General features: G+C 50.4%; 27 protein-coding genes. 16 read left to right on the top strand and 11 right to left on the bottom strand.

What is annotated here, in order from left to right; genetic code table 11:
- Positions 1-99: 99 nt before the first annotated feature.
- The 9 genes from trpE (at position 100) to mutL (ending at position 9,095) form a co-directional block, all read left to right on the top strand.
- Positions 100-1,575, top strand: a complete 1,476-nt coding sequence (trpE, locus tag ACTHUF_RS06305; protein WP_315093696.1) for an anthranilate synthase component I — start codon at positions 100-102, stop codon at positions 1,573-1,575.
- A gap of 65 nt (positions 1,576-1,640) precedes the next feature.
- Complete coding sequence (locus ACTHUF_RS06310) at positions 1,641-2,264, top strand: hypothetical protein (protein ID WP_315093698.1); 624 nt, start codon at positions 1,641-1,643, stop codon at positions 2,262-2,264.
- Between the two features lie 138 nt (positions 2,265-2,402).
- The gene (locus ACTHUF_RS06315) at positions 2,403-2,591 is read left to right on the top strand and encodes a hypothetical protein (protein WP_440407359.1); all 189 of its coding nucleotides are present in this window, start codon (positions 2,403-2,405) and stop codon (positions 2,589-2,591) included.
- A 9-nt stretch (positions 2,592-2,600) separates the two neighbouring features.
- Positions 2,601-3,224, top strand: coding sequence for a hypothetical protein (locus tag ACTHUF_RS06320; protein WP_315093704.1), 624 nt, complete (start codon positions 2,601-2,603; stop codon positions 3,222-3,224).
- A gap of 3 nt (positions 3,225-3,227) precedes the next feature.
- On the top strand, positions 3,228-4,640 hold the full coding sequence (locus tag ACTHUF_RS06325) for a hypothetical protein (RefSeq protein ID WP_315093706.1): 1,413 nt from the start codon (positions 3,228-3,230) through the stop codon (positions 4,638-4,640).
- Positions 4,641-4,738: 98 nt separating this feature from the next.
- Positions 4,739-5,308: an RNA 2'-phosphotransferase gene (locus ACTHUF_RS06330; RefSeq protein ID WP_049322686.1), complete on the top strand. Its 570-nt coding sequence runs from the start codon at positions 4,739-4,741 to the stop codon at positions 5,306-5,308.
- 82 nt (positions 5,309-5,390) lie between these two features.
- On the top strand, positions 5,391-6,527 hold the full coding sequence (locus tag ACTHUF_RS06335; RefSeq protein ID WP_440407360.1) for a 5-(carboxyamino)imidazole ribonucleotide synthase: 1,137 nt from the start codon (positions 5,391-5,393) through the stop codon (positions 6,525-6,527).
- Positions 6,528-6,599: 72 nt separating this feature from the next.
- Positions 6,600-7,082, top strand: coding sequence for a GNAT family N-acetyltransferase (locus ACTHUF_RS06340; RefSeq protein WP_003747064.1), 483 nt, complete (start codon positions 6,600-6,602; stop codon positions 7,080-7,082).
- Between the two features lie 36 nt (positions 7,083-7,118).
- Positions 7,119-9,095, top strand: coding sequence for a DNA mismatch repair endonuclease MutL (gene mutL, locus ACTHUF_RS06345; protein WP_440407361.1), 1,977 nt, complete (start codon positions 7,119-7,121; stop codon positions 9,093-9,095).
- A gap of 57 nt (positions 9,096-9,152) precedes the next feature.
- Here mutL and kdsA read toward each other — a convergent pair whose 3' ends face one another.
- The 3 genes from kdsA to ACTHUF_RS06360 form a co-directional block, all read right to left on the bottom strand.
- Positions 9,153-9,995, bottom strand: a complete 843-nt coding sequence (kdsA, locus tag ACTHUF_RS06350; RefSeq protein ID WP_036472435.1) for a 3-deoxy-8-phosphooctulonate synthase — start codon at positions 9,993-9,995, stop codon at positions 9,153-9,155.
- A gap of 74 nt (positions 9,996-10,069) precedes the next feature.
- Positions 10,070-10,453, bottom strand: a complete 384-nt coding sequence (gene panD / locus ACTHUF_RS06355; protein ID WP_003678944.1) for an aspartate 1-decarboxylase — start codon at positions 10,451-10,453, stop codon at positions 10,070-10,072.
- 78 nt (positions 10,454-10,531) lie between these two features.
- Positions 10,532-12,073: a YdgA family protein gene (locus ACTHUF_RS06360; protein WP_440407362.1), complete on the bottom strand. Its 1,542-nt coding sequence runs from the start codon at positions 12,071-12,073 to the stop codon at positions 10,532-10,534.
- A gap of 175 nt (positions 12,074-12,248) precedes the next feature.
- On the opposite strand from ACTHUF_RS06360, the gene ACTHUF_RS06365 reads away from it, so the two are divergent.
- Together ACTHUF_RS06365 and trpD are read left to right on the top strand one after the other, a co-directional pair.
- A complete protein-coding gene (locus tag ACTHUF_RS06365; RefSeq protein ID WP_295848086.1) occupies positions 12,249-12,839 on the top strand; it encodes an aminodeoxychorismate/anthranilate synthase component II in 591 nt (196 codons plus the stop codon).
- 86 nt (positions 12,840-12,925) lie between these two features.
- Entirely contained in the window at positions 12,926-13,954 is a 1,029-nt protein-coding gene (gene trpD, locus ACTHUF_RS06370; protein ID WP_107723128.1) for an anthranilate phosphoribosyltransferase, read from the top strand.
- A 64-nt stretch (positions 13,955-14,018) separates the two neighbouring features.
- Here trpD and ACTHUF_RS06375 read toward each other — a convergent pair whose 3' ends face one another.
- From ACTHUF_RS06375 to ACTHUF_RS06400, 6 genes are all read right to left on the bottom strand, one after another.
- Entirely contained in the window at positions 14,019-14,336 is a 318-nt protein-coding gene (locus ACTHUF_RS06375) for a CsbD family protein (RefSeq protein ID WP_371460129.1), read from the bottom strand.
- A 116-nt stretch (positions 14,337-14,452) separates the two neighbouring features.
- Complete coding sequence (locus ACTHUF_RS06380) at positions 14,453-15,019, bottom strand: SGNH/GDSL hydrolase family protein (RefSeq protein WP_070460885.1); 567 nt, start codon at positions 15,017-15,019, stop codon at positions 14,453-14,455.
- Between the two features lie 122 nt (positions 15,020-15,141).
- On the bottom strand, positions 15,142-15,399 hold the full coding sequence (locus ACTHUF_RS06385) for a hypothetical protein (RefSeq protein ID WP_049333330.1): 258 nt from the start codon (positions 15,397-15,399) through the stop codon (positions 15,142-15,144).
- A gap of 89 nt (positions 15,400-15,488) precedes the next feature.
- Positions 15,489-15,971 carry a sel1 repeat family protein gene (locus ACTHUF_RS06390; protein WP_440407363.1) on the bottom strand — a complete coding sequence of 161 codons (483 nt, stop codon included), beginning with the start codon at positions 15,969-15,971 and terminating at the stop codon, positions 15,489-15,491.
- A gap of 71 nt (positions 15,972-16,042) precedes the next feature.
- Entirely contained in the window at positions 16,043-18,205 is a 2,163-nt protein-coding gene (locus tag ACTHUF_RS06395) for a heavy metal translocating P-type ATPase (protein WP_440407364.1), read from the bottom strand.
- Between the two features lie 99 nt (positions 18,206-18,304).
- Positions 18,305-18,514 (bottom strand): heavy-metal-associated domain-containing protein, encoded by a 210-nt coding sequence (locus ACTHUF_RS06400; RefSeq protein ID WP_003674677.1) that lies wholly within the window; start codon positions 18,512-18,514, stop codon positions 18,305-18,307.
- A 147-nt stretch (positions 18,515-18,661) separates the two neighbouring features.
- Between ACTHUF_RS06400 and cueR the strand changes: the two genes are divergently transcribed.
- Entirely contained in the window at positions 18,662-19,054 is a 393-nt protein-coding gene (gene cueR, locus ACTHUF_RS06405) for a Cu(I)-responsive transcriptional regulator (RefSeq protein WP_070646861.1), read from the top strand.
- A gap of 246 nt (positions 19,055-19,300) precedes the next feature.
- On the opposite strand, the gene ACTHUF_RS06410 is transcribed toward cueR, so the two are convergent.
- Positions 19,301-19,510: a heavy-metal-associated domain-containing protein gene (locus tag ACTHUF_RS06410; RefSeq protein ID WP_049344680.1), complete on the bottom strand. Its 210-nt coding sequence runs from the start codon at positions 19,508-19,510 to the stop codon at positions 19,301-19,303.
- Positions 19,511-19,654: 144 nt separating this feature from the next.
- On the opposite strand from ACTHUF_RS06410, the gene ACTHUF_RS06415 reads away from it, so the two are divergent.
- The 3 genes from ACTHUF_RS06415 (at position 19,655) to ACTHUF_RS06425 (ending at position 23,065) form a co-directional block, all read left to right on the top strand.
- Positions 19,655-20,827 (top strand): sugar transporter, encoded by a 1,173-nt coding sequence (locus tag ACTHUF_RS06415; RefSeq protein WP_049344681.1) that lies wholly within the window; start codon positions 19,655-19,657, stop codon positions 20,825-20,827.
- A 193-nt stretch (positions 20,828-21,020) separates the two neighbouring features.
- Positions 21,021-22,439 (top strand): SLC13 family permease, encoded by a 1,419-nt coding sequence (locus ACTHUF_RS06420; protein ID WP_049344683.1) that lies wholly within the window; start codon positions 21,021-21,023, stop codon positions 22,437-22,439.
- A 116-nt stretch (positions 22,440-22,555) separates the two neighbouring features.
- Complete coding sequence (locus tag ACTHUF_RS06425; protein WP_049344685.1) at positions 22,556-23,065, top strand: peptidylprolyl isomerase; 510 nt, start codon at positions 22,556-22,558, stop codon at positions 23,063-23,065.
- 79 nt (positions 23,066-23,144) lie between these two features.
- On the opposite strand, the gene ACTHUF_RS06430 is transcribed toward ACTHUF_RS06425, so the two are convergent.
- Positions 23,145-23,642 carry a YbhB/YbcL family Raf kinase inhibitor-like protein gene (locus ACTHUF_RS06430; RefSeq protein ID WP_049344687.1) on the bottom strand — a complete coding sequence of 166 codons (498 nt, stop codon included), beginning with the start codon at positions 23,640-23,642 and terminating at the stop codon, positions 23,145-23,147.
- 186 nt (positions 23,643-23,828) lie between these two features.
- On the opposite strand from ACTHUF_RS06430, the gene ypfJ reads away from it, so the two are divergent.
- Positions 23,829-24,668 carry a KPN_02809 family neutral zinc metallopeptidase gene (gene ypfJ / locus ACTHUF_RS06435; RefSeq protein WP_049344688.1) on the top strand — a complete coding sequence of 280 codons (840 nt, stop codon included), beginning with the start codon at positions 23,829-23,831 and terminating at the stop codon, positions 24,666-24,668.
- Positions 24,669-24,700: the final 32 nt, after the last annotated feature.

Below are 24,700 nucleotides of genomic sequence, written 5' to 3' on the forward strand. Positions count from 1 at the left end.
ATCTGACATAGCGCTCAGACTGTCAACAATTCCAATAAAATGCTATACTCTTCACACGATTTAACACCCTAAAACAGGCCGTCTGAAAGACTTATCAAGATGATCAGCAAACAAGAATACCAAGCCCAAGCCGCACAAGGTTACAACCGCATTCCACTCGTTCAAGAGCTGCTTGCCGATTTGGATACACCGCTCTCAATCTACCTCAAACTTGCCAACAAGCCTTTCACCTACCTGCTCGAATCCGTTGTCGGTGGCGAACGCTTCGGCCGCTATTCCTTTATCGGTCTGCCTTGCAGCCACTATCTCAAAACCAGCGGCAAACATGTCGATGTGTATCAAAACGGCGAAATCATCGAACAACACGACGGCAATCCCCTGCCCTTTATCGAAGCCTTCCACAACCGCTTCAAAACTCCCGAAATCACAAGCCTGCCGCGCTTTACCGGCGGCCTGGTTGGCTACTTCGGTTATGAAACCATCTATAATTTCGAACATTTTGCCCACCGCCTGAAACATACGGCTAAAGCCGATCCGCTCGGTACGCCCGACATCCTCCTGATGCTCTCGCAAGAGCTTGCCGTAGTGGATAACCTAAGCGGCAAAATCTACCTGATTGTTTATGCCGATCCGTCTCAAGCCGACGGCTACGAACGCGCGCGCGAACGTCTCGAAGACATCCGTACCCAGCTACGCCAAAGTTGCGCCATCCCGCTCTCGCTCGGCAGCAAACAAACCCAAGCAGTCAGCGAATTTGGCGAAGAACCTTTCAAAGCCTGTGTCAATAAAATCAAAGACTACATCTTTGCAGGCGACTGCATGCAGGTTGTCCCCAGCCAACGTATGAGCATGGAATTTACCGACAATCCGCTTGCCCTCTACCGCGCCCTGCGTACGCTGAACCCATCACCATATATGTTCTACTACGATTTCGGCGATTTCCATATTGTCGGCTCTTCGCCCGAAATCCTCGTCCGCCGCGAACGCGACGACGTCATCGTCCGCCCTATCGCCGGCACGCGCCTGCGCGGCAAAACACCAGCCGAAGACCTTGCCAACGAACAAGACCTGCTGAGCGATGCCAAAGAAATTGCCGAACACGTCATGTTGATTGACCTAGGACGCAACGACGTCGGCCGCATCAGCAAAACCGGCGAAGTCAAAGTCACCGACAAAATGGTAATTGAAAAATACTCCCATGTAATGCACATCGTTTCCAACGTCGAAGGCCGTCTGAAAGAGGGCATCACCAACATGGACATCCTCGCCGCCACGTTCCCCGCCGGCACACTCTCCGGCGCCCCCAAAGTCCGCGCTATGGAGATCATCGAAGAAGTCGAACCGAGCAAACGCGGCATCTACGGCGGCGCAGTCGGCGTATGGAGTTTCAACAACGACATGGACTTGGCCATTGCCATCCGCACCGCCGTGATTAAAAACAATACCCTCTTCGTCCAAAGCGGCGCAGGCGTAGTTGCCGACTCCGACCCGACATCCGAATGGCAGGAAACCCAAAACAAAGCCCGGGCAGTAATCCGCGCAGCGCAAATGGTGCAAGAAGGGTTGGATAAATAATTTTCAGACGGCCTTTTTGACTGAAGCTCATCTAAAAGAAAAGCTTATTTCTAAAGAAAGAAACCATGAAATACGGAATCGCAATTATATTAACTGTCGGACTGCTTTCAGCCTGTTCTTCCGTCAAAACAACACCCGAAAAAGAAAGTAAAACCATAAATCAAAATATACAACCCACGCCTGGAAGACCAAACCTGACCGCCCCCGAAGTGCTAACCAAAGTATTGGATTTCCTGCGCTATGCCCAATCGCCCGAGGACTTCCGGATTGAAACGGTGGAAAAAGTAATGAAAATGAAATTTGCCCCATATAGCAAAGAAGAAAAATCGGCATGGGATTTTTATGCAGGCAATGACTTTGGAAATACCGGCTGGGGCTGGTGGATTAATTTCAATTCAAAAGAGAAAAGCGGGAAAGTACACTTATATTTCGGTAACGGAGGGGAGTATCCCCCTGCCACACCGATTTGCCAGATGGATTTGGATCATTTCCATCCGATGCTGGATCAGGCGGGATTTATTTACACAGGTAAAGGACATATGGGCAGACCTTTTAATGGTTACATAAAAACATATCCGAATGGATATAAATCTCATCTTAATGTGTTCTACCAAGGGGAAAGCAAAGAAAAAGTATTGCATGATTGTATCAATGAAATTACCTTTCTTGTTTTTAAAAAAGGTTTGTAGAAAATGAATAAAATCAATCCTAATCTGTAAACTGTTTTAGACAACTTTACCCAAAACTCTCTGCCAAACGGCAAAAAGTCAGATGCATACCACAACCTGATTGCCGCCATAACGGCATCACCCGTGCTGAACGGAAGATTGAATACCACAGCAGAAAAAGGCTATTTGGAAAAACTGGCGGTCAATAAAAATCCGAATGCTGGCGCCAGCTACAATGCGAGTAAAACCCGGATCTCCATTAATCTGTCGCAGCTGAAAACGAGGCTGCTGTTTCAGACGACGTTTCTTGACAAAAGGCCGTCTGAAAGATCAGCTTCCCAGTTTTGAAAGAACCCCATGAAATACACAATCGCAACCGCATTGACCGTCGGGCTGCTGCTTTCAGCCTGCTCCACCGCAAACCCCATACTCAAAAAGGAGGGTAACATTATGAATCAAGATACACAGCAGATTGCCGGAAAACCGGATCTGACCGCACCCGAAGTATTGACCAAGGTTTTGGATTTCCTCCGCTATGCCCAATCGCCTGAGGATTTTGAGATTGAAACGGCAGGGAAAGTGATGAAGATAAAATTCGCCCCATACAGTAAAGAAGAAAAATCGCCATGGGATTTTTATGCAGGCAATAATTTTGGAAATACCGGCTGGAGCTGGTGGATTAATTTCGATTTGGATAAAAGTGGGACAATGCGTTTATATTTCGGTGATGGAGGGGGGGATCCTCCTGCCACACCGATTTGCCAGATGGATTTGGATCAGTTCCATCCTCTGTTGGTGCAGGCGGGGTTTACCTATACAGGGAAGGGACGTTTGGGTAAGCCTTTCAACGGCTATGAAAAAAAATATCCGAATGGCTACGAAGCAGATCTCCAAGTCTTTTATCAGGGGGAAAGTGCAGAAAAAGTACGGCATAAATGCATCAATGAAATTACTTTCGATATTTTCAAGCCGGGGTCATAAAACATGAGTCAGATCAATCCTCAACTGCAAAAGATATTGGACGACTTTGCCCAAAATTCGCTCCCCAACGGCAAAAACTCGAACGAATACCGCAATCTGATTGCCACCGTAACGGCATCACCCGTATTGACCGAACGCCTCAATACCGCAGCGGAAAAGGGCTATTTGGACAAACTGGCGGTCAATAAAAATCCGCATGCCGGCGCCAGCTACAATGCGGCGGAAACCCGGATTTCTATTAATTTGTCGCAACTGAAAAAGCTGACAAAGCAAAAGTCCCTTATCTTCCAGCTCGGTCATGAAATCCAGCACGGTTTCTTTTACTACGAACAGGGACATAAAGAAACGGAAAACCGGGTACTTGCCGAAATCAACACAATTGTGGAAAGCGATGCCAAGCGCAAAGACTATACCAAACCACTGAAAGATTTGCTGGATGCCGACCGCAACAATGAGGCGTTGGCAATGATTGCGGGCTGGAATGCTGTCGTCAGCTACGAACAGAAACAGCAGGGGAAAACCAAGCTCAGCCTGCAAGAGGTTGTCGGTAAAGGATTCGGATACGAGCAGCATTTTTTAGATGAAACTGCACTTAGAAATAAAAAGATTATCCCTACCCGAGGATTGAAATTCAATCCCGATATGACTGTCTCCGACAGCCAAAAAGAAATCCTTGCCCATACCTATTACGACCAGTCGCCCGAAAAGGCACAACTGGGGCCACACGGCGAATCGGACTACCGCAACATCTATGCGGCGCACGTCATTGGCTACATCGTGCGCAAGCATTACGCACACGACCCAAAAGCCAAGCTGGTCATCGATATGAAGGGGCTGGGACTGGAAGAGCGTCAGCTCGAGATCAACGGCCTGGACTTGGGTGATGAAGACCGCCGCAGAGTGTATTACGACAAATCTCACCCGAAAACACCGCAATACTTTGATCATACCATCAATGGTGACAATCAATTTAAGTATGTTCCGATTACTAACCCTAAATCTGAAACCGAAGAGCAGAACTATCCTTACTCTCTCAAAAATATGCCAGAGCAGGCGCAAAAACTTCACGCGCAAATTACAGACAAATTTACTGAATTTATAAAAAAACATCATCTGCCTTATTCAGAAGACAGTATTCAGAACAGTATTACGGCCTTAACCGCTGAAGCCTATGCTAAAAAACTTCCTGAAATTATGGCATTCAACATCACAAAAGATAACTGTCTGGGCGTCATGCATAAGGATAATGCTTTTCTCCGAATCGCTAAAGTCGATGTCAATGAAGCAATGAACATTGATTCTAGAGAAAGCTTTAAAGATATACTGAAAACTGAACAAAACTTTCAGTTAGAAGCTGAACAACGTGAAATGGAAAAACAGATGAATCATTCACAAAGTATGGGAATAGTTCGTTAATACTGTCAAAAATAAAGCCTATAATCTCTAGAAATTTTTAGGCTACTATAAAAATTAAATACTGATCTTCTAAACTATATCAGTCTAAAATGGGCATAATGATACTCAACGAAAAACAACTAAAATCCATCAGCAAATTCCTCAGCTTTATCTTGCGTCATCATCCCGAACAAATCGGTATTACTTTGGATAAAGACGGCTGGGTGGATATTGATACCCTACTGACGCAGGCAAACCATCCTGAGCGCGGCTTTACGGGCAATCCGCTGACCTACGAAATATTGTTGGAAGTGGTCGAAAACAACGATAAAAAACGGTTTACCCTTTCTGAAGACGGCAAACGCATCCGCGCTGCGCAAGGTCATTCGACGGCACAAGTTCAGGTCGAACACAAAGTGGCAACGCCTCCTCAAATTTTGTATCACGGTACGGCTGAGCGCTCTGTTCCGTCTATTTTGGAGCAAGGCCTGCATTCTGCCTCGCGCCATTTTGTCCATCTGTCTGCCGATGCTGAAACAGCCGTTAAAGTCGGTTCCCGACACGGCAAGCCGGTTGTATTGACCATCGACACTGTCGCCATGCTTGCGGCAGGACATCAATTTTATTTGGCGGACAACGGCGTATGGTTAACTGAAAACGTTCCGCCGCAATTTATTGGCAAGCTTTAAAACATCAGGCCGTCTGAAGCCGTAAACCATGTTCAGACGACCTGCAAACACCCTACCCAATTTCTTCATAAAGCGATTATCCATGAACACATCCCCCATCCTCCCTCCTGCTATGCTCGGCATTCTTGGCGGCGGACAATTAGGCAGAATGTTTACTGTTGCTGCCAAAACCATGGGCTACAAAGTAACCGTACTCGATCCCGACCCGAACGCGCCGGCAGCGGAATTTGCCGACCGCCATTTGTGCGCGCCGTTTGATGACCCGGCCGCTTTGGAAGAGTTGGCAAAATGTGCGGCTGTTACGACCGAGTTTGAAAACGTCAATGCCGATGCAATGCGTTTTCTCGCCAAACACACCAATGTTTCCCCCAGCGGCGACTGCGTTGCCATCGCGCAAAACCGCATTCAGGAAAAAGCATGGATACGCAAAGCAGGCCTGCAAACCGCGCCGTATCAAGCAGTTTGCAAAGCCGAAGACATCACTGAAGAAAGCGTACAATTTCTGCCCGGCATCCTGAAAACGGCTACTCTGGGCTACGACGGCAAAGGCCAAATCCGCGTCAAAACATTGAATGAACTCAAAGCCGCATTTGCCGAACACGGCGGCGTGGATTGCGTTTTGGAAAAAATGGTGGATTTGCGCGGCGAGATTTCCGTTATCGTATGCCGTCTGAACAATGATAACGTGCAAACCTTCGACCCTGCCGAAAACATTCACGAAAACGGCATCCTCGCCTACTCCATCGTCCCAGCCCGACTGAGTGCTGACATTCAGCAACAGGCGCGGCAGATGGCGCAGCGTTTGGCCGATGAATTGAACTACGTCGGCGTATTGGCGGTAGAAATGTTTGTTGTCGGCGATACGCATGAATTGGTCGTCAACGAAATCGCACCGCGTCCGCACAATTCCGGCCACCATACCATCGACGCCTGCGCGGCAGACCAATTCCAGCAACAGGTCCGCCTGATGTGCAACCTGCCTCCGGCTGACACTAAACTGCTGAGTTCTTGCTGTATGGCGAATATTTTGGGCGACGTTTGGAAGAAAGACGGCGGCGAACCCGAATGGCTGCCGCTGCAAAGCAACCCGAACGCACATCTACATCTTTACGGTAAAAAAGCCGCGCGCAAAGGCCGAAAAATGGGCCACTTTACCGTCTTGGCCAACGATGCGGACAACGCGTTCCAAACCGCACAAACCTTGCATCAAAGCCTGTAACCCTACCCACTTTTTTCAGACGGCCTTTGATTGCTAAAGGCCGTCTGAAATCAATTTTTCCGACCATCCGCCATGAGCCTTCTGACCATCCTCCGTCCGGCAACCGAAAAAGACTGCCAAGCCATACACAATGCCCATCTGCATGCCGTTCAATACGCCTGCATCCGCAGTTACGACGAAACCATTATGCACGCATGGGAAAGTCTGCTCGACATCAACAGCTATTTGGAAACCATCTCCGATAAAAACAAAGCCTTGTGGGTGGTCGAATACAAGGGGCTGATTCAAGGCTTCTTCCAAGTCGATTTCAAAGAAGCGCAACTGGACGCCTTATACGTCCATCCGCTCTTCCACAATCTCGGCTTGGGTACGGCCCTGCTCAGCCGCGCCGAAGAAATGGCCCGAAATGCAGGCCTCAGCTTTCTCAAACTGTATGCCTCGCTCAATTCCGTGCCTTTCTATCGGCTCAACCGTTATGAATCGCTCGGTACTGCCGTATTGCAACTGAACAAAACCGTCCGCGTCGAATGCGAATTGATGCGCAAATACCTGTAAATTCCCCTTCCGCCGTTGCTTTTTTGAAAGAAACCGATGTCCCGAATTGCCGCCCTGCCCGACCATCTTGTCAACCAAATCGCCGCCGGCGAAGTGGTCGAACGCCCTGCCAACGCCTTAAAAGAAATCGTTGAAAACAGTATCGATGCAGGCGCGACAGCGATTGATGTCGAGCTGGCAGGCGGCGGTATCCGCCTGATTCGTGTCAGCGACAACGGCAGCGGTATCCATCCGGACGACATCGAGCTTGCACTCCACCGCCACGCCACCAGCAAAATCAAAACCTTAAACGATTTGGAACACGTTGCCAGCATGGGCTTTCGCGGCGAAGGCTTGGCCAGTATCGCCTCCGTCAGCCGCCTGACCCTGACCAGCCATCAAGACGGCAGCGCGCACGCTACCCAAGTCAAAGCCGAAGACGGCAAACTCAGCAGCCCCACCGCCGCCGCCCATCCCGTCGGCACCACCATCGAAGCCGCCGAACTCTTCTTCAACACACCGGCAAGACGCAAGTTCCTCAAATCCGAAAACACCGAATACGCCCATTGCGCCACCATGCTCGAACGCCTCGCGCTGGCGCATCCGCACATTGCCTTCTCACTCAAACGCGACGGCAAACCAGTATTCAAACTGCCTGCACAAAGCCTGCACGAACGTATTGCCGCCATTGTCGGCGATGATTTTCAGACGGCCTCATTGGAAATTGACAGCAGCAATGGTGCGCTAAGGCTCTATGGCGCGATTGCCAAGCCGACTTTCGCCAAAGGCAAAACCGACAAACAATACTGCTTCGTCAACCATCGTTTTGTCCGCGACAAAGTCATGCTCCATGCCGTCAAGCAGGCATACCGCGACGTATTGCACAACGCGCTGACGCCTGCTTTCGTCCTCTTTCTCGACCTGCCGCCCGAAGCCGTGGATGTCAACGTCCACCCGACCAAAACCGAAATCCGCTTCCGCGACAGTCAGCAAGTACACCAACTCGTGTTCCACACGCTCAATAAAGCCCTTGCCGACACGCGCGCCGACTTGACCGAAAGCGTCAGCAACGCAGGCGAAGTGTTGCATGACATTACCGGCATTACACCTGCACCAATGCTGTCTGAAAACAACAGCGAAAATCTGTTTGATAACGCATCCAACTACCCGACAGGCAACAAACCCGATACACGCAATGCCTTTGTTTCGTCAGGCAAAACCGCGCCCATGCCTTACCAAGCCGCGCGCGCGCCGCAACAACGCAGCCTGTCTCTGCGCGAAAGCCGCGTAGCCATGAATACTTACGCCGAACTCTACAAAAAAACTTACGACATCGACCTTGAGTTGAGACAATTCGAGCAGGCACGTTTTGGCAATATGCCGTCTGAAATCCCTACCCAAAAAACAGATACGCCGCTTTCAGACGGCCTTCCATCCCAATCCGAACTGCCGCCGCTCGGCTTTGCCATTGCCCAATTATTAGGCATCTACATCCTTGCCCAAGCCGAAGACAGCCTGTTGCTCATCGATATGCACGCCGCTGCCGAACGCGTCAACTACGAGAAAATGAAACGCCAACGTCAGGAAAACGGCAACCTGCAAAGCCAGCGCCTGCTTATTCCCGTAACCTTTGCCGCGTCCCACGAAGAATGTGCCGTCCTTGCAGATCATGCCGAAACACTGGCAGGCTTTGGCTTGGAATTGTCCGACATGGGCGGCAATACCCTTGCCGTCCGCGCCGTCCCCGCCATGCTCGGTAAAGCCGACGTCGTTTCGCTGGCCAAAGATGTATTGGGCGAACTTGCCCAAGTCGGCAGCAGCCAAACCATCGAGGAACACGAAAACCACATCCTCGCCACCATGTCCTGCCACGGCTCAGTCCGCGCCGGCCGCCAACTTACCCTGCCGGAAATGAACGCCCTCCTGCGCGACATGGAAAACACCCCCCGCAGCAACCAGTGCAACCACGGCCGTCCGACTTGGGTCAAACTGACATTAAAAGAATTGGATGCGTTGTTTTTACGCGGACAGTAACGCTAATAAAAAGGCCGTCTGAAAATGCTTTCAGACGGCCTTTTAACTTATTTGCCCTTAACGAATATCCATAGGTGCAAACGATTTCACGGTTTCATCGATTGCTTTAACACGGGTCAGGAAATCTTCCAATTGCGCAAGCGGCAATGCGCTTGGGCCATCGCATTTGGCTTGGTCGGGATTGGCATGGGATTCGAGGAACAAACCGGCCAATCGGGTTGCCATACCGGCAAGCGCCAAGTCCAATACTTGGGCGCGCCGGCCGCCTGACGCAGCAGCGCCGGATTCGCGCGTTTGCAGGGAATGGGTTACATCAAAAATAACGGGCAGGTTGTTACACGTTTTTTTCATCACGCCAAAGCCGAGCATATCGACCACCAAGTTATCGTAGCCGAAGTTTGCGCCGCGTTCGCACAAAATGATTTGTTCGTTGCCTGCTTCTTGGAATTTCTCGACGATGTTTTTCATTTGAGATGGGCTGAGAAATTGCGGCTTTTTGATGTTGATGACATTGCCGGTTTTCGCCATTGCCACCACCAAATCGGTTTGGCGCGCCAAGAATGCTGGCAGCTGGATGACATCGCAGACTTCGGCAACCGGCTGGCATTGGTAAGGCTCGTGAACGTCGGTAATCACGGGAACGTTAAACTCGCGTTTCACCGCTTGAAAAATCTTCATACCTTCGTCCAAACCCACACCGCGGAAAGAGTGGATGGAAGAGCGGTTTGCCTTGTCGAAAGAGGCTTTGAACACGTAAGGAATGCCGAGTTTATCGGTTACTTTAACGTATTGCTCACAGGCTTTCAGCGTAGAGTCGAGGTCTTCAAGGACATTGATGCCGCCGAAAAGGGTAAAGGGCGCATCGTTGCTGACGGTGATGTTGTTGATTTGGATATTCACGGCAAAGCCTTTCAGATAAGTTGAATTTGGGAAACAGGCCGTCTGAAACGTTTCAGACGGCCTTTGTTTGAATATTACAACACGGTGTGCGGCGGCTCATAAGAAATCACGTCGCGGATTTTATTGTTCTCATCGACGAGGACGACTTTCGGCTCATGCGCTGCAATTTCAGGTTCGGACAACATAACGTAAGACATGATAATCACAATGTCGCCTTTTTGAACCAAACGCGCGGCCGCACCATTGAGGCAAACGACACCGCTGCCGCGTTCGCCGGGGATGGTGTAGGTTTCAAGACGTTCGCCGTTGTTATTGTTGACGATAGCGACTTTTTCGTTCACGCAAATACCTGCCGCATCCAGCAGGTCTTGGTCAACGGTAATGCTGCCGACGTAGTTGAGGTCGGCTTCGGTAACGGTGGCACGGTGGATTTTGCCGCCGAGCATGGTACGGAACATGGGTTTCCTTTTTGATTGTGGGTTGATTTGCGGTTTTAACTTCAGAGAAGTTAAAACCGCTGTTTGTGTGATTGAGGATTAGTTATTGGGAAAGTCTGCTTCGTCAAACTCGGGTTCCGGGTCGCTTTGAAGAACTTTTCCGTTTAATTTCAACTCGCTGTTTTGCAGAGTCAGATGGGTTTTGACATTATCGTCTTCTAAGGTCAAATATTTTTCTCTTGCCATACTTTTGATGGTGCTGTCTACCATCAGGCGCAAGGTCTCGTTGATATCGTCGATGCTGGCACGGCCTGCGGCTTCATCTTCGGCATTGACGCTAAACAGGTTGCTTGCTTGGTTGACGGCGAGTTGTTCCAACAATTTTTGCGGTACGCTCATGTTGAAGTCGGCTTCGGTTTTCTTCAGCATATCGCCCAAGTTGTTGAGGTCTTTGGCTGCTAAACCTTTAAACGCGAGTTTTCCGCTGACATCGACATCGCCATGAGGCATGGTGAATTTGAAGGTTTTGACGTTCAAAACCGGATTATTGGTAAACAGGCCCGAAGCCTCGTTTTTGGCCGTCTGAATCAAGGAAGCCTGAATTTCTTCTTCGCTCATTTTCTTCACGGACACTTCGGCAATTTTGTTTTTCAATGCCAAAAGTGATGCCGCATCCAAATGCTCGGCAGCGACATTGATGTCCAGAGGGCCGTATTTGTCTTCGCCATAAGTCAGGCTTTCAAATTGGAAGCGGCCTTCACTGTTGATGAATTTATCGACTTCGCCGGTCTGGGTATCGAAACGCAGTTTGTTGACTTCGATTTTAGACGGAGCAATCGTGCCGGTCGGATTGATAAACGCACCGATTTGCAGGTTGGTCACAAGGTTGACCAATTCGTTCAACTTAACGTTGTAATCGATATTTTCTTTCCATTGCAGCAGGAATTTATCCAGCGTAATGCTGCTCTTACCCAAAGCAAGTTTGGTCAGGCCGTCTTCCGTTTCGGATTGGAAGCGCAGGTTTTCCAAAGACACATCGCCTTTGTCGGCCAATTTGACTTGCAAAGACGGCGCAAGGTAATCGTGGCGATAGCTTTTGAAGCCTTGGCTGTAATCGGTATTGCCGCCAAAGCCTTTCCAGTTAAGCTTGATACCGGAAAGCTCTTCATAGTCGAAGGCGGGGATATTGAGGCTGAGTTTGCCGTCGCCGGAAAGATAAACCGTATTGGTCATGGTCAACGGCGTTTGCTGGCCGAAGAAGCGGTCCAAAACTTTTTTGGTTTCCGGATGGTATTGGAACTCGGTTTCCACGTGCGCACGCGTACCGAAGCCGCCTGCGAATGGGCCGTGTGTCACATGATTGATGACCGTAATCGGCTCTTGCAGGACAGTTTTCAAATTGTCCGGCAGGTATTTTTGCGTATTTTGAAGCAGGGTCGGCTTGAGGCGGATGACGGTCGTCTCGGTTGAACTGAACCAGCCGCGATCGTATTGGTGGGACTCAACGGTCAGGAAACCGGAGTCCTGCAACAGCTTTTGTTGCTCGGTCAGGCTTTCTTCCGCTTTGACACCAAGATAATAAGGTGTGCCGAGCGCAGCGGCGACAACGACGGCGGCAGTCGGGATAAGATACTTTTTCATCACTTCAAACAGATTAGGTTCAAAGCGTAAAGCATAGCATTTTTTAGCTGTTTTGTCTTATCCGCCGTTTCAAACGGCCTTTAGGTAAAGATTGTGATATTATGCAAACATAAACGATTTTTACACTTTTGGCAGGCCTTACCCTGTCTGCCAAGATGTCATTAAAGGTTTGCAAATGCTTTTATTCATTGATAATTACGACAGCTTCACCTATAACATCGTCCAATACTTTGCCGAATTAGGGCAGGAAGTTTTGGTACGCTGCAACGATGAAATCACCATCGAAGAAATCGAAGCCCTAAAACCGCAATATCTGGTCATCGGCCCCGGCCCTTGTTCCCCTAAAGAAGCAGGTATTTCTGTTGCAGCCATGCAGCACTTTGCCGGCAGGCTGCCCGTCATGGGCGTGTGCCTCGGCCATCAAACCATGGGCGAAGCGTTCGGCGGCAATGTCGTGCGCGCGCAAACGATGATGCACGGCAAAGTCTCCCCCGTTTTCCATCACGGCACAGGCATGTTTAAAGGCCTGCCCAATCCGGTTAACTGCACGCGCTACCACAGCCTGGCCATCGACCGCGCCACCCTGCCCGACTGCCTCGAAATTACCGCATGGACGGAAGACGGAGAAATCATGGGAGTACGCCACAAAGAATATGCTGTCGAAGGCGTACAGTTCCACCCCGAAGCCCTACTGACCGAACACGGCCACGATATGCTGAAAAACTTCTTGGAAGAATTCAAAGACTATCGCCCGCAAAAATCTTAATGAAAGGCCGTCTGAAAGGAGTTTGACAGTGTTCAAACTCCTTTCAGACGGCCTGAATCACATCGGACACGAATAAAGGAAAAATCATGATTACCCCTCAACAAGCGATTGAACGCCTCATCAGCAATAACGAACTTTTCTACGATGAAATGACCGACCTCATGCGCCAAATCATGAGCGGCCAAGTTCCGCCCGAGCAAATCGCCGCCATCCTGACCGGCCTGCGGATTAAAGTTGAAACCGTTTCCGAGATTACCGCCGCAGCCAGCGTGATGCGCGAATTTGCCACTAAAGTGCCGCTGGAAAACGCCGATGACTTGGTCGATATTGTCGGCACGGGCGGCGATGGTGCCAAAACTTTCAATATTTCCACGACTTCTATGTTTGTCGCGGCTGCGGCAGGCGCGCAAGTTGCCAAACACGGCGGTCGCTCCGTTTCTTCATCCAGCGGCGCTGCCGATGTCATGGAACAAATGGGCGCCAACCTCAATCTCAACCCCGAACAGGTTGCCCAAAGCATTCAGCAAACCGGCATCGGCTTTATGTTCGCGCCCAACCATCACAGCGCCATGCGCTATGTTGCCCCTGTCCGCCGTTCGCTCGGATTCCGCAGCATCTTCAATATCTTGGGCCCACTGACCAATCCTGCCGGCGCGGCAAACCAACTCTTGGGCGTGTTCCACATCGACTTGTGCGGCATTCTTTCCCGCGTATTGCAACAGCTTGGTTCCAAACATGTTTTGGTTGTGTGCGGCGAAGGCGGTTTGGATGAAATCACGCTGACCGGCAAAACCCGCGTTGCCGAACTGAAAGACGGCAAAATCACCGAATACGATATCAGCCCGGCCGATTTCGGCATGGAAATCCGCCGCAATTTGGACGAAATCAAAGTCGAAAACGCGCAAGAATCCCTGCAAAAAATGAACGAAGTGCTGGATGGCAAAGTCGGTGCCGCACGCGACATCGTCGTCCTCAATGCAGCCGCCGCGCTCTACGCAGGAAATGTGGTCGCATCGCTGGCGGACGGTGTCAAAGCCGCGCAAGAAGCCATCGACTCCGGCAAAGCCAAAGCCAAAAAAGACGAGTTTATCGAATTTGGCAAACAGTTTGCCTAAACTTTAAAACCATAAACAAAGGCCGTCTGAAAAATCTTTCAGACGGCCTTTTATTCTTTAAATATTAAAATTTGCTTTTAATATCATTAATCAAGCCTTCAGCTTTTTCTTTGGCTTCTTCAGCCAAGTGTGCTACTTTCTCTTTGGCTTCACCGGCTAAATGAGCTGCTTTTTCTTTAGCTTCACCTGCAAAGTTTTCTACTTTTTCTTTAGCCTCGCCTGCAAAGTTTTCTGCTTTTTCTTTAGCATCCGCAGCAACTTCTTTTGTCTTACCGACGCCTTGTTGAACTACGCCTTCAGCTTTGAGTTTGGAATCGTCAAGAACTTCGCCGGCTTTCTCTTTTACTTCACCGCTGATTTGATCTAATTTGCCAGTCATCATTTATTCCTTCTTAGTTTCATGTTGATAAGAGTAATCACTATACCCCAATAGATATTGGGTTGCAACTTAAAGTCTGTCTCAATATTAAAAACATAATAAAAATGGATTACGTCAAGTTAGCACAACTGTTTCAATATCGCTTCGGCTACTGCCTCGCCTATCATCTTGCTGCCGAACTCATTGAAATGAAGTCCATCGCACAGCATCACATCGGTCAAATCCTGCTCAAACATCAGACTGTATAAATCATTGACGGTAAAACCATATTGCCTTGCCAAATCCTCCGCCACACGGTTATAGGCCTTCAAGTCGGCCAGATAGCGGCGCGAGGGTTTGACGATATTGTGTACGCTTTCCAAAAACGGCGTACTGCTCGCCCAAATAATTTTTGCCCCTGTCTGTTTCAGATAATCGAAAATTTGAATCAGGTTGCTGCGATAGGTTTTTATATCGGCCACCGGCTCATTACAGCCTTGATTATGGCGGATGTCGTGCAAACCGCAATTGATGTGGATAATGTCTCCCACAGTCGCGCCCTCTGTCCATTGCCTGATATGCTCTAACACATCATGCGACGAACGGCAGTTTTCCGATGGAGAAACAATATCCACCTCAGGCAAAGCGGCGCGCGTGTAAGGCTCCGAAGCAAGCCGAACGGAGTCGCCGATTAAGTAAACGGTCATTTTTGTTCTCCTCCCTTTATTTGAATCAACAGCAAGGCCGTCTGAAATATCACTTATATTATTATAAGAGTGCTATTTCAGACGGCCTTAACTTCAGTCAAGTTCTATCGTTAAATCATCAATTAGAGCTGACTGTTTTTATAAAAATCAATTAATTGCTTGGCCTGCAACATGGGCAGCCCAAAACGGTCGCTCACGGCTTTCAAATCCTTCCATTCCTGACCAGTCAGATTCTGCCCAACCCATTTGAGGTTTTCCGGATTGCTTTTGATTTTCTCAAAATACGCCTGCTTGCGTTTCCAGTTACGCGACCACACCAGCAACATGGTAAAAATACATAAAACAATCAATACAATATTGGTAAACAACATCATGTCCATACGACATACTCCCGCTTAAGTCTCGAAATCAGAAAATATGGATTAAAGGCCGTCTGAAAAACAATCTTCAAACGGCCTCAGCGTGACGCTCAACGTTGCATTTCCATCATTAACGCCTGACAAGCGGATTCGTTTTCCAAAGCACAAGATTCGCTCAGTTGGTTTAAACGGCTGTCGCGGTCTGGTGTATTGCCTTGCGCCATCTCTGCTTTAGTTTCTTCAAAATTGGTACAGGTATTTTCATAACCGCCTTTACAGGCTCGCTCGTAGAGCTTGACTGCGGCGGCATAATCCATGCCCAAACCGCTGGACGGATTGAGATACAGATTACCCAAAACATTGCAGCCGCGCATATTGCCGCCATCGCAGGCTTTTTTCAGAAACGGATACGCATGAGCAGGCGCTTCAAGATAATCGCGCATCCAAATGGCCGCAGTGACGCAACTCTCCAGATTGTTCCGATTGCATTCCCGTATCAGCTTATCGTGCTGCTTCTCGCTGTAATCCTCAGCCTGCACGCTAAATGCAGTGGCAACCAATGCTAAACCAAACAATAAACGAAGTGTTTTCATCTGATTATTTCTCCAAAAATATTTGATGACAGGCCGTCTGAAAAAACAATCTTCAGACGGCCTTTATATTATCACTCAATGTTCACCCGTTTCAGGCGCAAGGCATTGCTCAACACGGAAACCGAGCTTGCCGCCATTGCCGCGCCTGCGATAACGGGGTTTAAAAAGCCGAGCGCGGCGAGCGGAATGCCCAAAATATTGTAGAAGAAGGCGAAAAACAGGTTTTGCTTGATGTTTTTCAAAGTTGCCTGCGACACCAGCAGGGCATCGGCGAGCTGGTTGACCGAATGCTGCATCAGTGTGGCGGATGCGGTGTGTTCGGCAACGTCCGCACCGCCTTTCATGGCGAAGCTGACGTTGGCGGCGGCGAGCGCGGGTGCGTCGTTGATGCCGTCGCCGACCATCGCCACGGTTTTGCCGGCGGCTTTGAGTTTCTGCACTTCAGCGGCTTTATCGCGCGGACTCATATTACCAAAGGCGTGTGCGATGCCCAGTTGTTTGGCGACATATTCGACCGTGCCTTGGTTGTCGCCGCTCATAATATAGACATCGATATTGTGTTTTTTCAGACGGCCTACGGCTTCGGCGGTATCGGCTTTCAACGCGTCTGCAAGTGCGAATGCGCCGATAGGTTTGTTATCGACTGAGACTGCAACAATGCTTGCAATGTCCCAAACGCCGTCTGAAAACTTCGGCAAGGTCAATTCGGCAAATTCGGCTTTGCCTGCTTTCACCAAACCCACGCCTTCCACTTCGGCGGTAATGCCTGCGCCGACAACGGTTTGCGCGTTTTGTGCGGCGGGAATGTCCAAACCGCGCGCTTGGGCGGCGGAAACGATGGCGCGGGCAAGCGGATGAGCGGCGTTTTGTTCGACGGCGGCGGCGATGCGGTACAAAGCGTCTTCGTCAAAGCCGCTGTCGGGAACGCAATAAACGGCGGCAACCTGCGGCCTGCCTTCGGTCAGCGTGCCGGTTTTGTCCAGCACGACGGCATCGACGTGGGCGGCTTCTTCCATTGCCGCCGCGTCTTTAAACCAAATACCGTGTTTCACCGCTTTGCCCATGCCGACCATAATCGCGGCAGGGGTTGCCAGACCGAGCGCGCACGGGCAGGCAATTACCAAAACGGCAACGGCGTGCATCAGAGCAACCGTCCAATCGCCTTTTACCAGCCAAGTGGCGATAAAAGTCAGAAGCGCGATGCCCACGACGGCAGGCACAAACACCGCCGCCGCCTTGTCTGCCACGCGCGCAATCGGCGCTTTACTGCCCTGCGCTTCGGACAGCGCGTTCATCATGTCGCCAAGCAGGGTTTGGCTGCCGAGTTGTGTGGCGCGGTACACCACGCTGCCTTCGGTCATCAGCGCGCCTGCCAACACTTTGCTGCTCGCCTTTTTCTCTTCGGGGTTGGATTCGCCGGTAAGATGGCTCTCATCCGCCCAGCCGCTGCCGCTTTCGATGATGCCGTCGGCAGCAATACGTTCGCCGTGGTTGGCGCGGATAAGGTCGCCGATTTGCACTTGGTCGATGGGAAGCTGTTTCCATTCGCCATCGCGTTGCACGTTGACTTGGGTCGGCGTGAGTTTGAGCAGCAAGCCCAAGCTGTTCAGGCTGGATTTTTTGGTGCGGTGTTCCAAAAATTTGCCCAGCGACACAAAACCGATCACCATCACGCCTACTTCAAAATACACGTGTGCCATGCCGTGCGCCGCGTGCGGGCTGAAAAACAGCATATAAACGGAATACAGGTAAATCGATACCGTGCCGATGGTAACCAGCACGTCCATGTTCGCCAGCCCACCCTTAATGCTCGCCCACGCGCTTTTGTAAAACGGGATGGCCAGCCAAAGCTGCACCACGCTTGCCAGCACAAACTGCCATACAGGCGGAATCATCCAATCGTGCCGCCCGATCATCATGCCTGCCATGCCGATTAAAAACGGAATATTAATGGCCAGCAAAAGCCACAGCCTCCAGCCGATATGGTGTTCTGCTTCAGGTTGCGGCAATGTATCTTCCGTTTTTTCCTTTGCGCCGTAACCGGTTTTCTCAATGATTTTGGCGATGTCGGCAGCGGAAGTTTTGCTGTCGTCAAACGTAACCTGCGCCTCCTCGCTGGCAAAGTTTACCCCTGCCGATTCGACAAAATCTTTTTTGTTCAACACTTTTTCAATGCGCGAAGCGCAGGCCTGACAGGTCATGCCTTCGATTTGGAAACGGACTTTTTGTTGCATGGTTTCTTCCTTCTGAATGTGGTTGGGCTACCTGAAAAAAGCGGAGCAGGGTTTTCAGGTAGCCTTTGGGGTGTTGCAGTCGATTTGTTGCGATTCGATTTACAAAGCCGCATCAAAGCCGCCGTCTTCCACCGCTTCTATCAGCGCGGCGGGGTTGGTTTGGGCGGGGTCGAATTCCACGACGGCGTTCTTGTTTTCCAGGCTCACTTCGGCCTTGTCCACGCCGTTTACGCCTTCGAGGATGCTGGTAACGCTTTTCACGCAGCCGCCGCAGGTCATGCCTTCGATGTTTAATGTGATGGTTTGCATAGGGTTTCCTTTCTGTTGGAATGAGGCTGAGGTTTTAAAGCCCGTTGCAGCCAAAGCTTTCAGGTAGCCTGAAATGATGGGTCTGCTCTTGCTTTCCTGCTAAGTGCCGCCACTATAAAGCTTCACCCGAAGTAAAGGTCAAGCATCATGATGAACATCAGCCAGGCCGCGGCCGAGAGCGGCCTTTCCGCCAAACAAATCCGCGACTACGAAAAGCACGGCCTAATCGCCCCGGCCGCGCGCAGCGAAGCGGGCTACCGCCGCTACGGACAGGCCGACCTTGTCCGGCTGCGCTTTATCCGCCATGCGCGGGAAGTGGGCTTTTCGCTGCCGCAGATCGGGCAGCTTTTGAGCCTGCAACACAACCCGCAGCGTACCAGCCGCGAAGTGAAAACGCTCACTGCGCGGCACATCGCCGAGCTGGAAGCCAAAATCGAACGCTTGCAGGGCATGGTGGCCGAGCTGCAACGTTGGCACGATGCCTGCACGGGAGACGACTTCCCGGATTGTGCGATTTTGGCCGGGCTGGAGGAGCGTTAGGCGGCTTTGGCAGAATAGAAACAGGCTACCTGAAAAGTTTCAGGTAGCCTTAGTCGGCCGCTAACGGTTTGGTACAGGCCTCGTCGTAATACGGCAGCCACTTGCCGCCGCTTTGCTTCAGATATGCGCGAAAACTTTTGTTTACCCGTGTGGCGGTGTAATCCAAATAATGGCAAAAAGTAAGTTATCAAGAGACAGAGGCCGTCTGAAGCGTTTCAGACGGCCTTTTCAAAATACACTTATCGGTTACAAAGCCACATCGTAGCCGCCGTCTTCTACGGCATCAATCAGCGCGTCGGCATCTGTTTTGCTTTCATCGAAAGTAATCACTGCATTTTTGTTTTCCAAGCTGACTTCTGCTTTTTCTACGCCTTCTACGCCTTCCAAAAGACGGGTTACGCTTTTCACGCAGCCACCGCAGGTCATGCCGTCGATGTTGAGGGTAACAGTTTGCATTTGTATTTCCTTTCATTCACACAAATATGGTTGCCGAACACTTTACTCCTTACGCAAACAGCTTGCAAATTCTTCATTAAGGCCGTCTGAAAAATGCAGATAGGCGTACAATAACGCCTTTTGCTTCATCAAACGGACATAATAATGACTTCAACATTCAAACAATGGGTTAGCGTATGCGCGCTGGCGGTGGGGGCGTTTATTTTCAATACCACCGAATACATTCCGATTGCGCTTTTGAGCGACATCGGTCAGAGCTTTGGCAAACCGGCAACGGAAGTGGGCATGATGATTACGGTGTATGCGTGGATTGTTGCGCTCCTATCGCTGCCGCTGATGCTGATGACGAAAAACATCGAACGGCGCAAATTATTGCTGATGCTGTTTGCACTGTTTGCGCTGTTTCACGCGCTGTCGTTCTTTTCTTGGAACTTCAACATCCTTTTAGTCAGCCGTATCGGGATTGCGCTGACACACGCAGTATTTTGGTCGATTACGGCTTCTTTGGCGGTACGGCTTGCTCCGGACGGTAAGACCAATCAGGCTTTGGGCCTGCTCAGCACGGGTACGGTTTTGGCGATGGTGTTGGGTATTCCGCTCGGACGCGTGGTCGGGCAATATTTCAGCTGGCAGCTCAGTTTCCTGCTGATTGGTGTCTGCGCCGCCGGCGTAATGCTGGTGTTGGCTAAAAACCTGCCTGCTTTACCCAGCCAAAATACCGGCTCTTTAAGCAGCCTGCCGAGTTTGTTCAAACGCCGCAACCTGATGCTGCTCTATGCCATGACGGTGTTGATTATTACAGCCCATTTCACGGCATACAGCTATATCGAGCCTTTCGTTTTGCAAATCGGCCACTTTAAAGCCGAACAAGTAACAATAGTCTTGAGCCTGTACGGTTTGGCAGGATTTGCCGCATCTTATCTGTTCGGCAAATGGTTTGCCAAAGCGCAACGTTTGTTTATGCTCGGCGCAGTGACGGTCATCCTGCTCTCCGCCCTGCTGCTTCTGCCGCTTGCCTCTTTCCCGTATGCGGTATATGCGCTGGTGTTTATTTGGGGCGTGGCCATCGTCATCGTCAGCTTGGGCATGGTCTCCAAAGTATTAACGTTTGCTTCCGATGCGACAGATGTGGCCAACTCGATTTATTCAGGTTTGTACAATGTCGGTATCGGCGGCGGTGCGCTTTTGGGGCATTACGTGACCACTTGGTTCGGCCTTTCCAATATCGGCATTGCAGGCGCGCTCTTGGCTGCGGCCGCTTTGGCCGTGTGCAGCCTGCTGGTTAAAGCACAAGGCAACCCGCCACAAAACGTTTAAAATCCAATCACTTTCCTAATCGAACGGACAAACAGCCTTCCTGCTGCTTGTCCGTTTTTTATTTTATTTTAAAAAATAATTTACAATTTATTTACACTACATTAAATTACAAATATACTGTCGCTGTCAGGCCGTCTGAAAACGGCCGGCACAAGCGTAAAAGAAAAACCAGCAAACTTCAGAGGAACATTCTATGGATCTGCACGCAAAGGACAAAACCCAGCATCCGGAAAACGTCGAGCTGCTCAGTGCACAAAAGCCGATTACCGACTTTAAAGGCCTGCTGACCACCATCATCTCCGCCGTCGTCTGTTTCGGCATTTACAGCATCCTGCCTTACAGCCCCGACGCCAACAAAGGCATCGCGCTATTGATTTTCGTAGCCGCGCTTTGGTTTACCGAAGCCGTCCACATCACGGTAACCGCATTAATGGTACCGATTCTCGCCGTCGTACTCGGCTTCCCCGACATGGACATCAAAAAAGCGATGGCGGGCTTTGCCGATCCGACGATTTACATCTTCTTCGGCGGCTTCGCGCTTGCCACCGCCCTGCACATGCAGCGCCTCGACCGTAAAATCGCCGTCAGCCTGTTGCGCCTGTCGCGCGGCAATATGAAAGTGGCTGTGTTGATGCTGTTTGCCGTTACCGCCTTCCTGTCCATGTGGATCAGCAATACTGCGACCGCCGCCATGATGCTACCTTTAGCCATGGGTATGATGAGCCACCTCGACCAAGAAAAAGAGCGCAAAACCTACGTTTTCGTCCTGCTCGGCATCGCCTACTGCGCCAGTATCGGCGGTTTGGGTACCGTGGTCGGTTCACCGCCAAACATGATTGCCGCCAAAGCGCTGAACTTGGACTTCGTCGGCTGGATGAAGCTCGGCCTGCCGATGATGCTGTTGATTCTGCCGCTGATGCTGTTCTCCATGTATGTCATCCTCAAACCTAATTTGAACGAACGTGTGGAAGTTAAAGAGGAGTCTATTCCTTGGACGCTACACCGCGTGATCGCGCTGTTGATTTTCTTGGCTGCCGCCGTTGCTTGGGTATTCAGCTCCAAAATCAAAGCTGCATTCGGTATTTCCAACCCAGACACCGTCATCGCCCTGATTGCCGCCGTTGCCGTCGTCGTATTCGGCGTGGCGCAATGGAAAGAAGTCGCGCGCAATACCGACTGGGGTGTATTGATGCTCTTCGGCGGCGGTATCAGCTTGAGCGCGTTGCTGCAATCTTCCGGCGCGTCTGAAGCATTGGGTCAACAGGTTGCCTCCACCTTCTCCCATTCTCCTGCATTGCTGGTAATTTTCGTGGTTGCCGCCTTCATCATCTTCCTGACCGAGTTCACCAGTAACACCGCCTCCGCCGCGCTGCTCGTGCCTATTTTCGCCAGCATCGCCACACAAATGGGGCTGCCCGAACAAGTCTTAGTATTCGTCATCGGCATCGGCGCGTCTTGCGCGTTCATGCTGCCGGTTGCTACGCCGCCTAACGCGATTGTGTTCGGTACGGGCTTGATTAAGCAACGCGAAATGATGAACGTCGGCTTATTGCTGAACGTCCTCTGTATCGTATTGGTTGCGCTGTGGGCTTATTTCGTCCTGATGCCGTAAACCCGTAAACATAGTCCAGGCCGTCTGAAAGAATATTTTTCAGACGGCCTTGAAGTTTGTCGTTCAGACACAATTTAACAAATGATTCAAAACCGGATTCTAACGAAAGGAAACCCATGATTATCCTGCACACCAACAAAGGCGACATCAAAATCGAACTCGATTTCGACAAAGCCCCCGTTACTGCTAAAAACTTCGAGCAATACGTTAAAGACGGCTTCTACGACGGCGTAATCTTCCACCGCGTCATCAAAGGCTTCATGATTCAAGGCGGCGGCATGGATGAAAACATGAACGAAAAAGAAACCCGCGATCCGATTCAAAACGAAGCGTCCAACGGTTTGCCTAACGAAAAATACACCATCGCCATGGCGCGTACTTCCGATCCGCACTCTGCCAGCACGCAATTTTTCATCAACACTGCCGACAACGCTTTCCTGAACTTCCGCTCTAAAGAATTGTACGGCAAAACCGTCGTCCAAGACTGGGGCTATGCCGTATTCGGTAAAGTCGTTGACGGTTTTGACGTTGTCGATGCCATCGAAGGCGTTTCTACCAAACGCCACGGCTACCACGACGATGTACCGACCGAGCCTGTGATCATCACCAAAGCCGAAGTGGTTTAATTGATTTGATTTCCCATAAAAACAGCCTGTCCGAATTCAAAACGGACAGGCTGTTTTTCAATCATTAATGACGATACCTTCACACATCATAAGTACCGACCACGCATGCCGAATCCAACATATGGCCCTGCATGGCAAAATGCAGCTCATTAAAGCGGAAACCGCGCGGCAAATCCAAAACGGTATCCAGCGCATACACAATCAGCTCGTAACGATGGCGGTTGTTCGGTGGCGCCATACCGCCGTAAAACGAAGCCTCTTCGATTTCAAACTTACCCAACGCGCTCGCCCAAGTATTCGCGCCCTGCGTAAAATCTGTTGCAGAAATACTCTCATTTTCTGCCACGGAAGTGCGTTTCAAATCCGAAATCAACCAATGCGTCCATACAAAACCCGATGCTGAAATGGCATCTTTGTCTTCCAATACCACGGCAAACGATTTTGTTCCTTCAGGCGCATCTTCGATTTCAAAAGGAATCGAATAAGAAGGCATACCGCTCGGACTGAACTGGCTGCCGCGCTTGCCGTATTTGTCTTCAAATTCGCCGTTGACAATAGCTTTACTGCTGACTTTCATCTTATATCTCCCAATAGTAGGTTTGTTCATTCTAACAAACACCAAGGCCGTCTGAAAGATACTGCCGTTTTCACTTTCCCGATGTCGCATTTTCAGACGGCCTCCAGCAATATTCACAATTCGATCAAACACATTTGACATTCCATAGTATAATCCGCCGCATGAAAACTACACAGGATACGCATTATGGATTGGAAAGGCCGTGAACAAAGCCAAAACGTCGAAGATCGCCGCGGAAGCCGTGGCGGCGGTGGCGGCAAAACGCCGGGCATACTCGGCATTATTGTGGTTTTGGTCGGCGCATATTACGGCGTGGATTTGAGCGGTTTGGTCGGCGGCTCATCTTCAATGGGCATTCCTACCCAGCAAGCTACCCGACTCGACAGCCAACAAGAAGCCGAATTGAACGAAATGTCCCGTGTCGTCCTTGCCGAGACGGAAAAAGCATGGAGCAAATATTTCCAACAACACGGCCAACGCTACACACCGACAACCATGGTGTTGTATGAAGGCGGTACATCCACCGCCTGCGGTACAGGCCAATCTGCCATGGGTCCGTTTTACTGCCCGGGCGACCAAAAAGTTTATTTGGATTTGAGCTTCTACGAAGACATGCGCACCAAGCTCGAATCCGCCAGCGATGCCGCGTTTGCCTACGTTATTGCCCATGAAGTCGGCCATCACGTTCAAAACCTGCTCGGCATTCTGCCTAAAGTCCACAAAATGCAACAGCAAGTCGGCAAGAAAGAGGCCAACGCCCTTTCCGTCAAACTCGAATTGCAGGCCGACTGTTTCGCCGGTATTTGGGGACACTACGCCGTCAACAACAATATCTTCAAAGCCGAAGATATTAAAAAAGCGATGCTTGCCGCCGAATCCGTCGGCGACGACCGCTTGCAGAAACAAGCTCAGGGCTATGTCGTTCCCGACAGCTTTACCCACGGCTCGTCCGAAGAACGCATGACTTGGCTCAAGCGCGGCTTGGAAAGCGGCGACATCAACCAGTGCAACACTTTCAACAATTGATTCGTCCAAACAACACTGTTCTTTGATGTAAC

The sequence above is a fragment of the Neisseria sp. P0024.S006 genome (assembly GCF_051956595.1).
Classification (GTDB): Bacteria; Pseudomonadota; Gammaproteobacteria; order Burkholderiales; family Neisseriaceae; genus Neisseria.

Coding starts and splice junctions, on each gene's coding strand:
- trpE (WP_315093696.1), top strand. CDS start 100: ATGATCAGCAAACAAGAATACCAAGCCCAAGCCGCACAAGGTTACAAC.
- ACTHUF_RS06310 (WP_315093698.1), top strand. CDS start 1,641: ATGAAATACGGAATCGCAATTATATTAACTGTCGGACTGCTTTCAGCC.
- ACTHUF_RS06320 (WP_315093704.1), top strand. CDS start 2,601: ATGAAATACACAATCGCAACCGCATTGACCGTCGGGCTGCTGCTTTCA.
- ACTHUF_RS06325 (WP_315093706.1), top strand. CDS start 3,228: ATGAGTCAGATCAATCCTCAACTGCAAAAGATATTGGACGACTTTGCC.
- ACTHUF_RS06330 (WP_049322686.1), top strand. CDS start 4,739: ATGATACTCAACGAAAAACAACTAAAATCCATCAGCAAATTCCTCAGC.
- ACTHUF_RS06335 (WP_440407360.1), top strand. CDS start 5,391: ATGAACACATCCCCCATCCTCCCTCCTGCTATGCTCGGCATTCTTGGC.
- ACTHUF_RS06340 (WP_003747064.1), top strand. CDS start 6,600: ATGAGCCTTCTGACCATCCTCCGTCCGGCAACCGAAAAAGACTGCCAA.
- mutL (WP_440407361.1), top strand. CDS start 7,119: ATGTCCCGAATTGCCGCCCTGCCCGACCATCTTGTCAACCAAATCGCC.
- panD (WP_003678944.1), bottom strand. CDS start 10,453: ATGTTCCGTACCATGCTCGGCGGCAAAATCCACCGTGCCACCGTTACC.
- ACTHUF_RS06360 (WP_440407362.1), bottom strand. CDS start 12,073: ATGAAAAAGTATCTTATCCCGACTGCCGCCGTCGTTGTCGCCGCTGCG.
- ACTHUF_RS06365 (WP_295848086.1), top strand. CDS start 12,249: ATGCTTTTATTCATTGATAATTACGACAGCTTCACCTATAACATCGTC.
- trpD (WP_107723128.1), top strand. CDS start 12,926: ATGATTACCCCTCAACAAGCGATTGAACGCCTCATCAGCAATAACGAA.
- ACTHUF_RS06375 (WP_371460129.1), bottom strand. CDS start 14,336: ATGATGACTGGCAAATTAGATCAAATCAGCGGTGAAGTAAAAGAGAAA.
- ACTHUF_RS06380 (WP_070460885.1), bottom strand. CDS start 15,019: ATGACCGTTTACTTAATCGGCGACTCCGTTCGGCTTGCTTCGGAGCCT.
- ACTHUF_RS06385 (WP_049333330.1), bottom strand. CDS start 15,399: ATGGACATGATGTTGTTTACCAATATTGTATTGATTGTTTTATGTATT.
- ACTHUF_RS06390 (WP_440407363.1), bottom strand. CDS start 15,971: ATGAAAACACTTCGTTTATTGTTTGGTTTAGCATTGGTTGCCACTGCA.
- ACTHUF_RS06395 (WP_440407364.1), bottom strand. CDS start 18,205: ATGCAACAAAAAGTCCGTTTCCAAATCGAAGGCATGACCTGTCAGGCC.
- ACTHUF_RS06400 (WP_003674677.1), bottom strand. CDS start 18,514: ATGCAAACCATCACATTAAACATCGAAGGCATGACCTGCGGCGGCTGC.
- cueR (WP_070646861.1), top strand. CDS start 18,662: ATGATGAACATCAGCCAGGCCGCGGCCGAGAGCGGCCTTTCCGCCAAA.
- ACTHUF_RS06410 (WP_049344680.1), bottom strand. CDS start 19,510: ATGCAAACTGTTACCCTCAACATCGACGGCATGACCTGCGGTGGCTGC.
- ACTHUF_RS06415 (WP_049344681.1), top strand. CDS start 19,655: ATGACTTCAACATTCAAACAATGGGTTAGCGTATGCGCGCTGGCGGTG.
- ACTHUF_RS06420 (WP_049344683.1), top strand. CDS start 21,021: ATGGATCTGCACGCAAAGGACAAAACCCAGCATCCGGAAAACGTCGAG.
- ACTHUF_RS06425 (WP_049344685.1), top strand. CDS start 22,556: ATGATTATCCTGCACACCAACAAAGGCGACATCAAAATCGAACTCGAT.
- ACTHUF_RS06430 (WP_049344687.1), bottom strand. CDS start 23,642: ATGAAAGTCAGCAGTAAAGCTATTGTCAACGGCGAATTTGAAGACAAA.
- ypfJ (WP_049344688.1), top strand. CDS start 23,829: ATGGATTGGAAAGGCCGTGAACAAAGCCAAAACGTCGAAGATCGCCGC.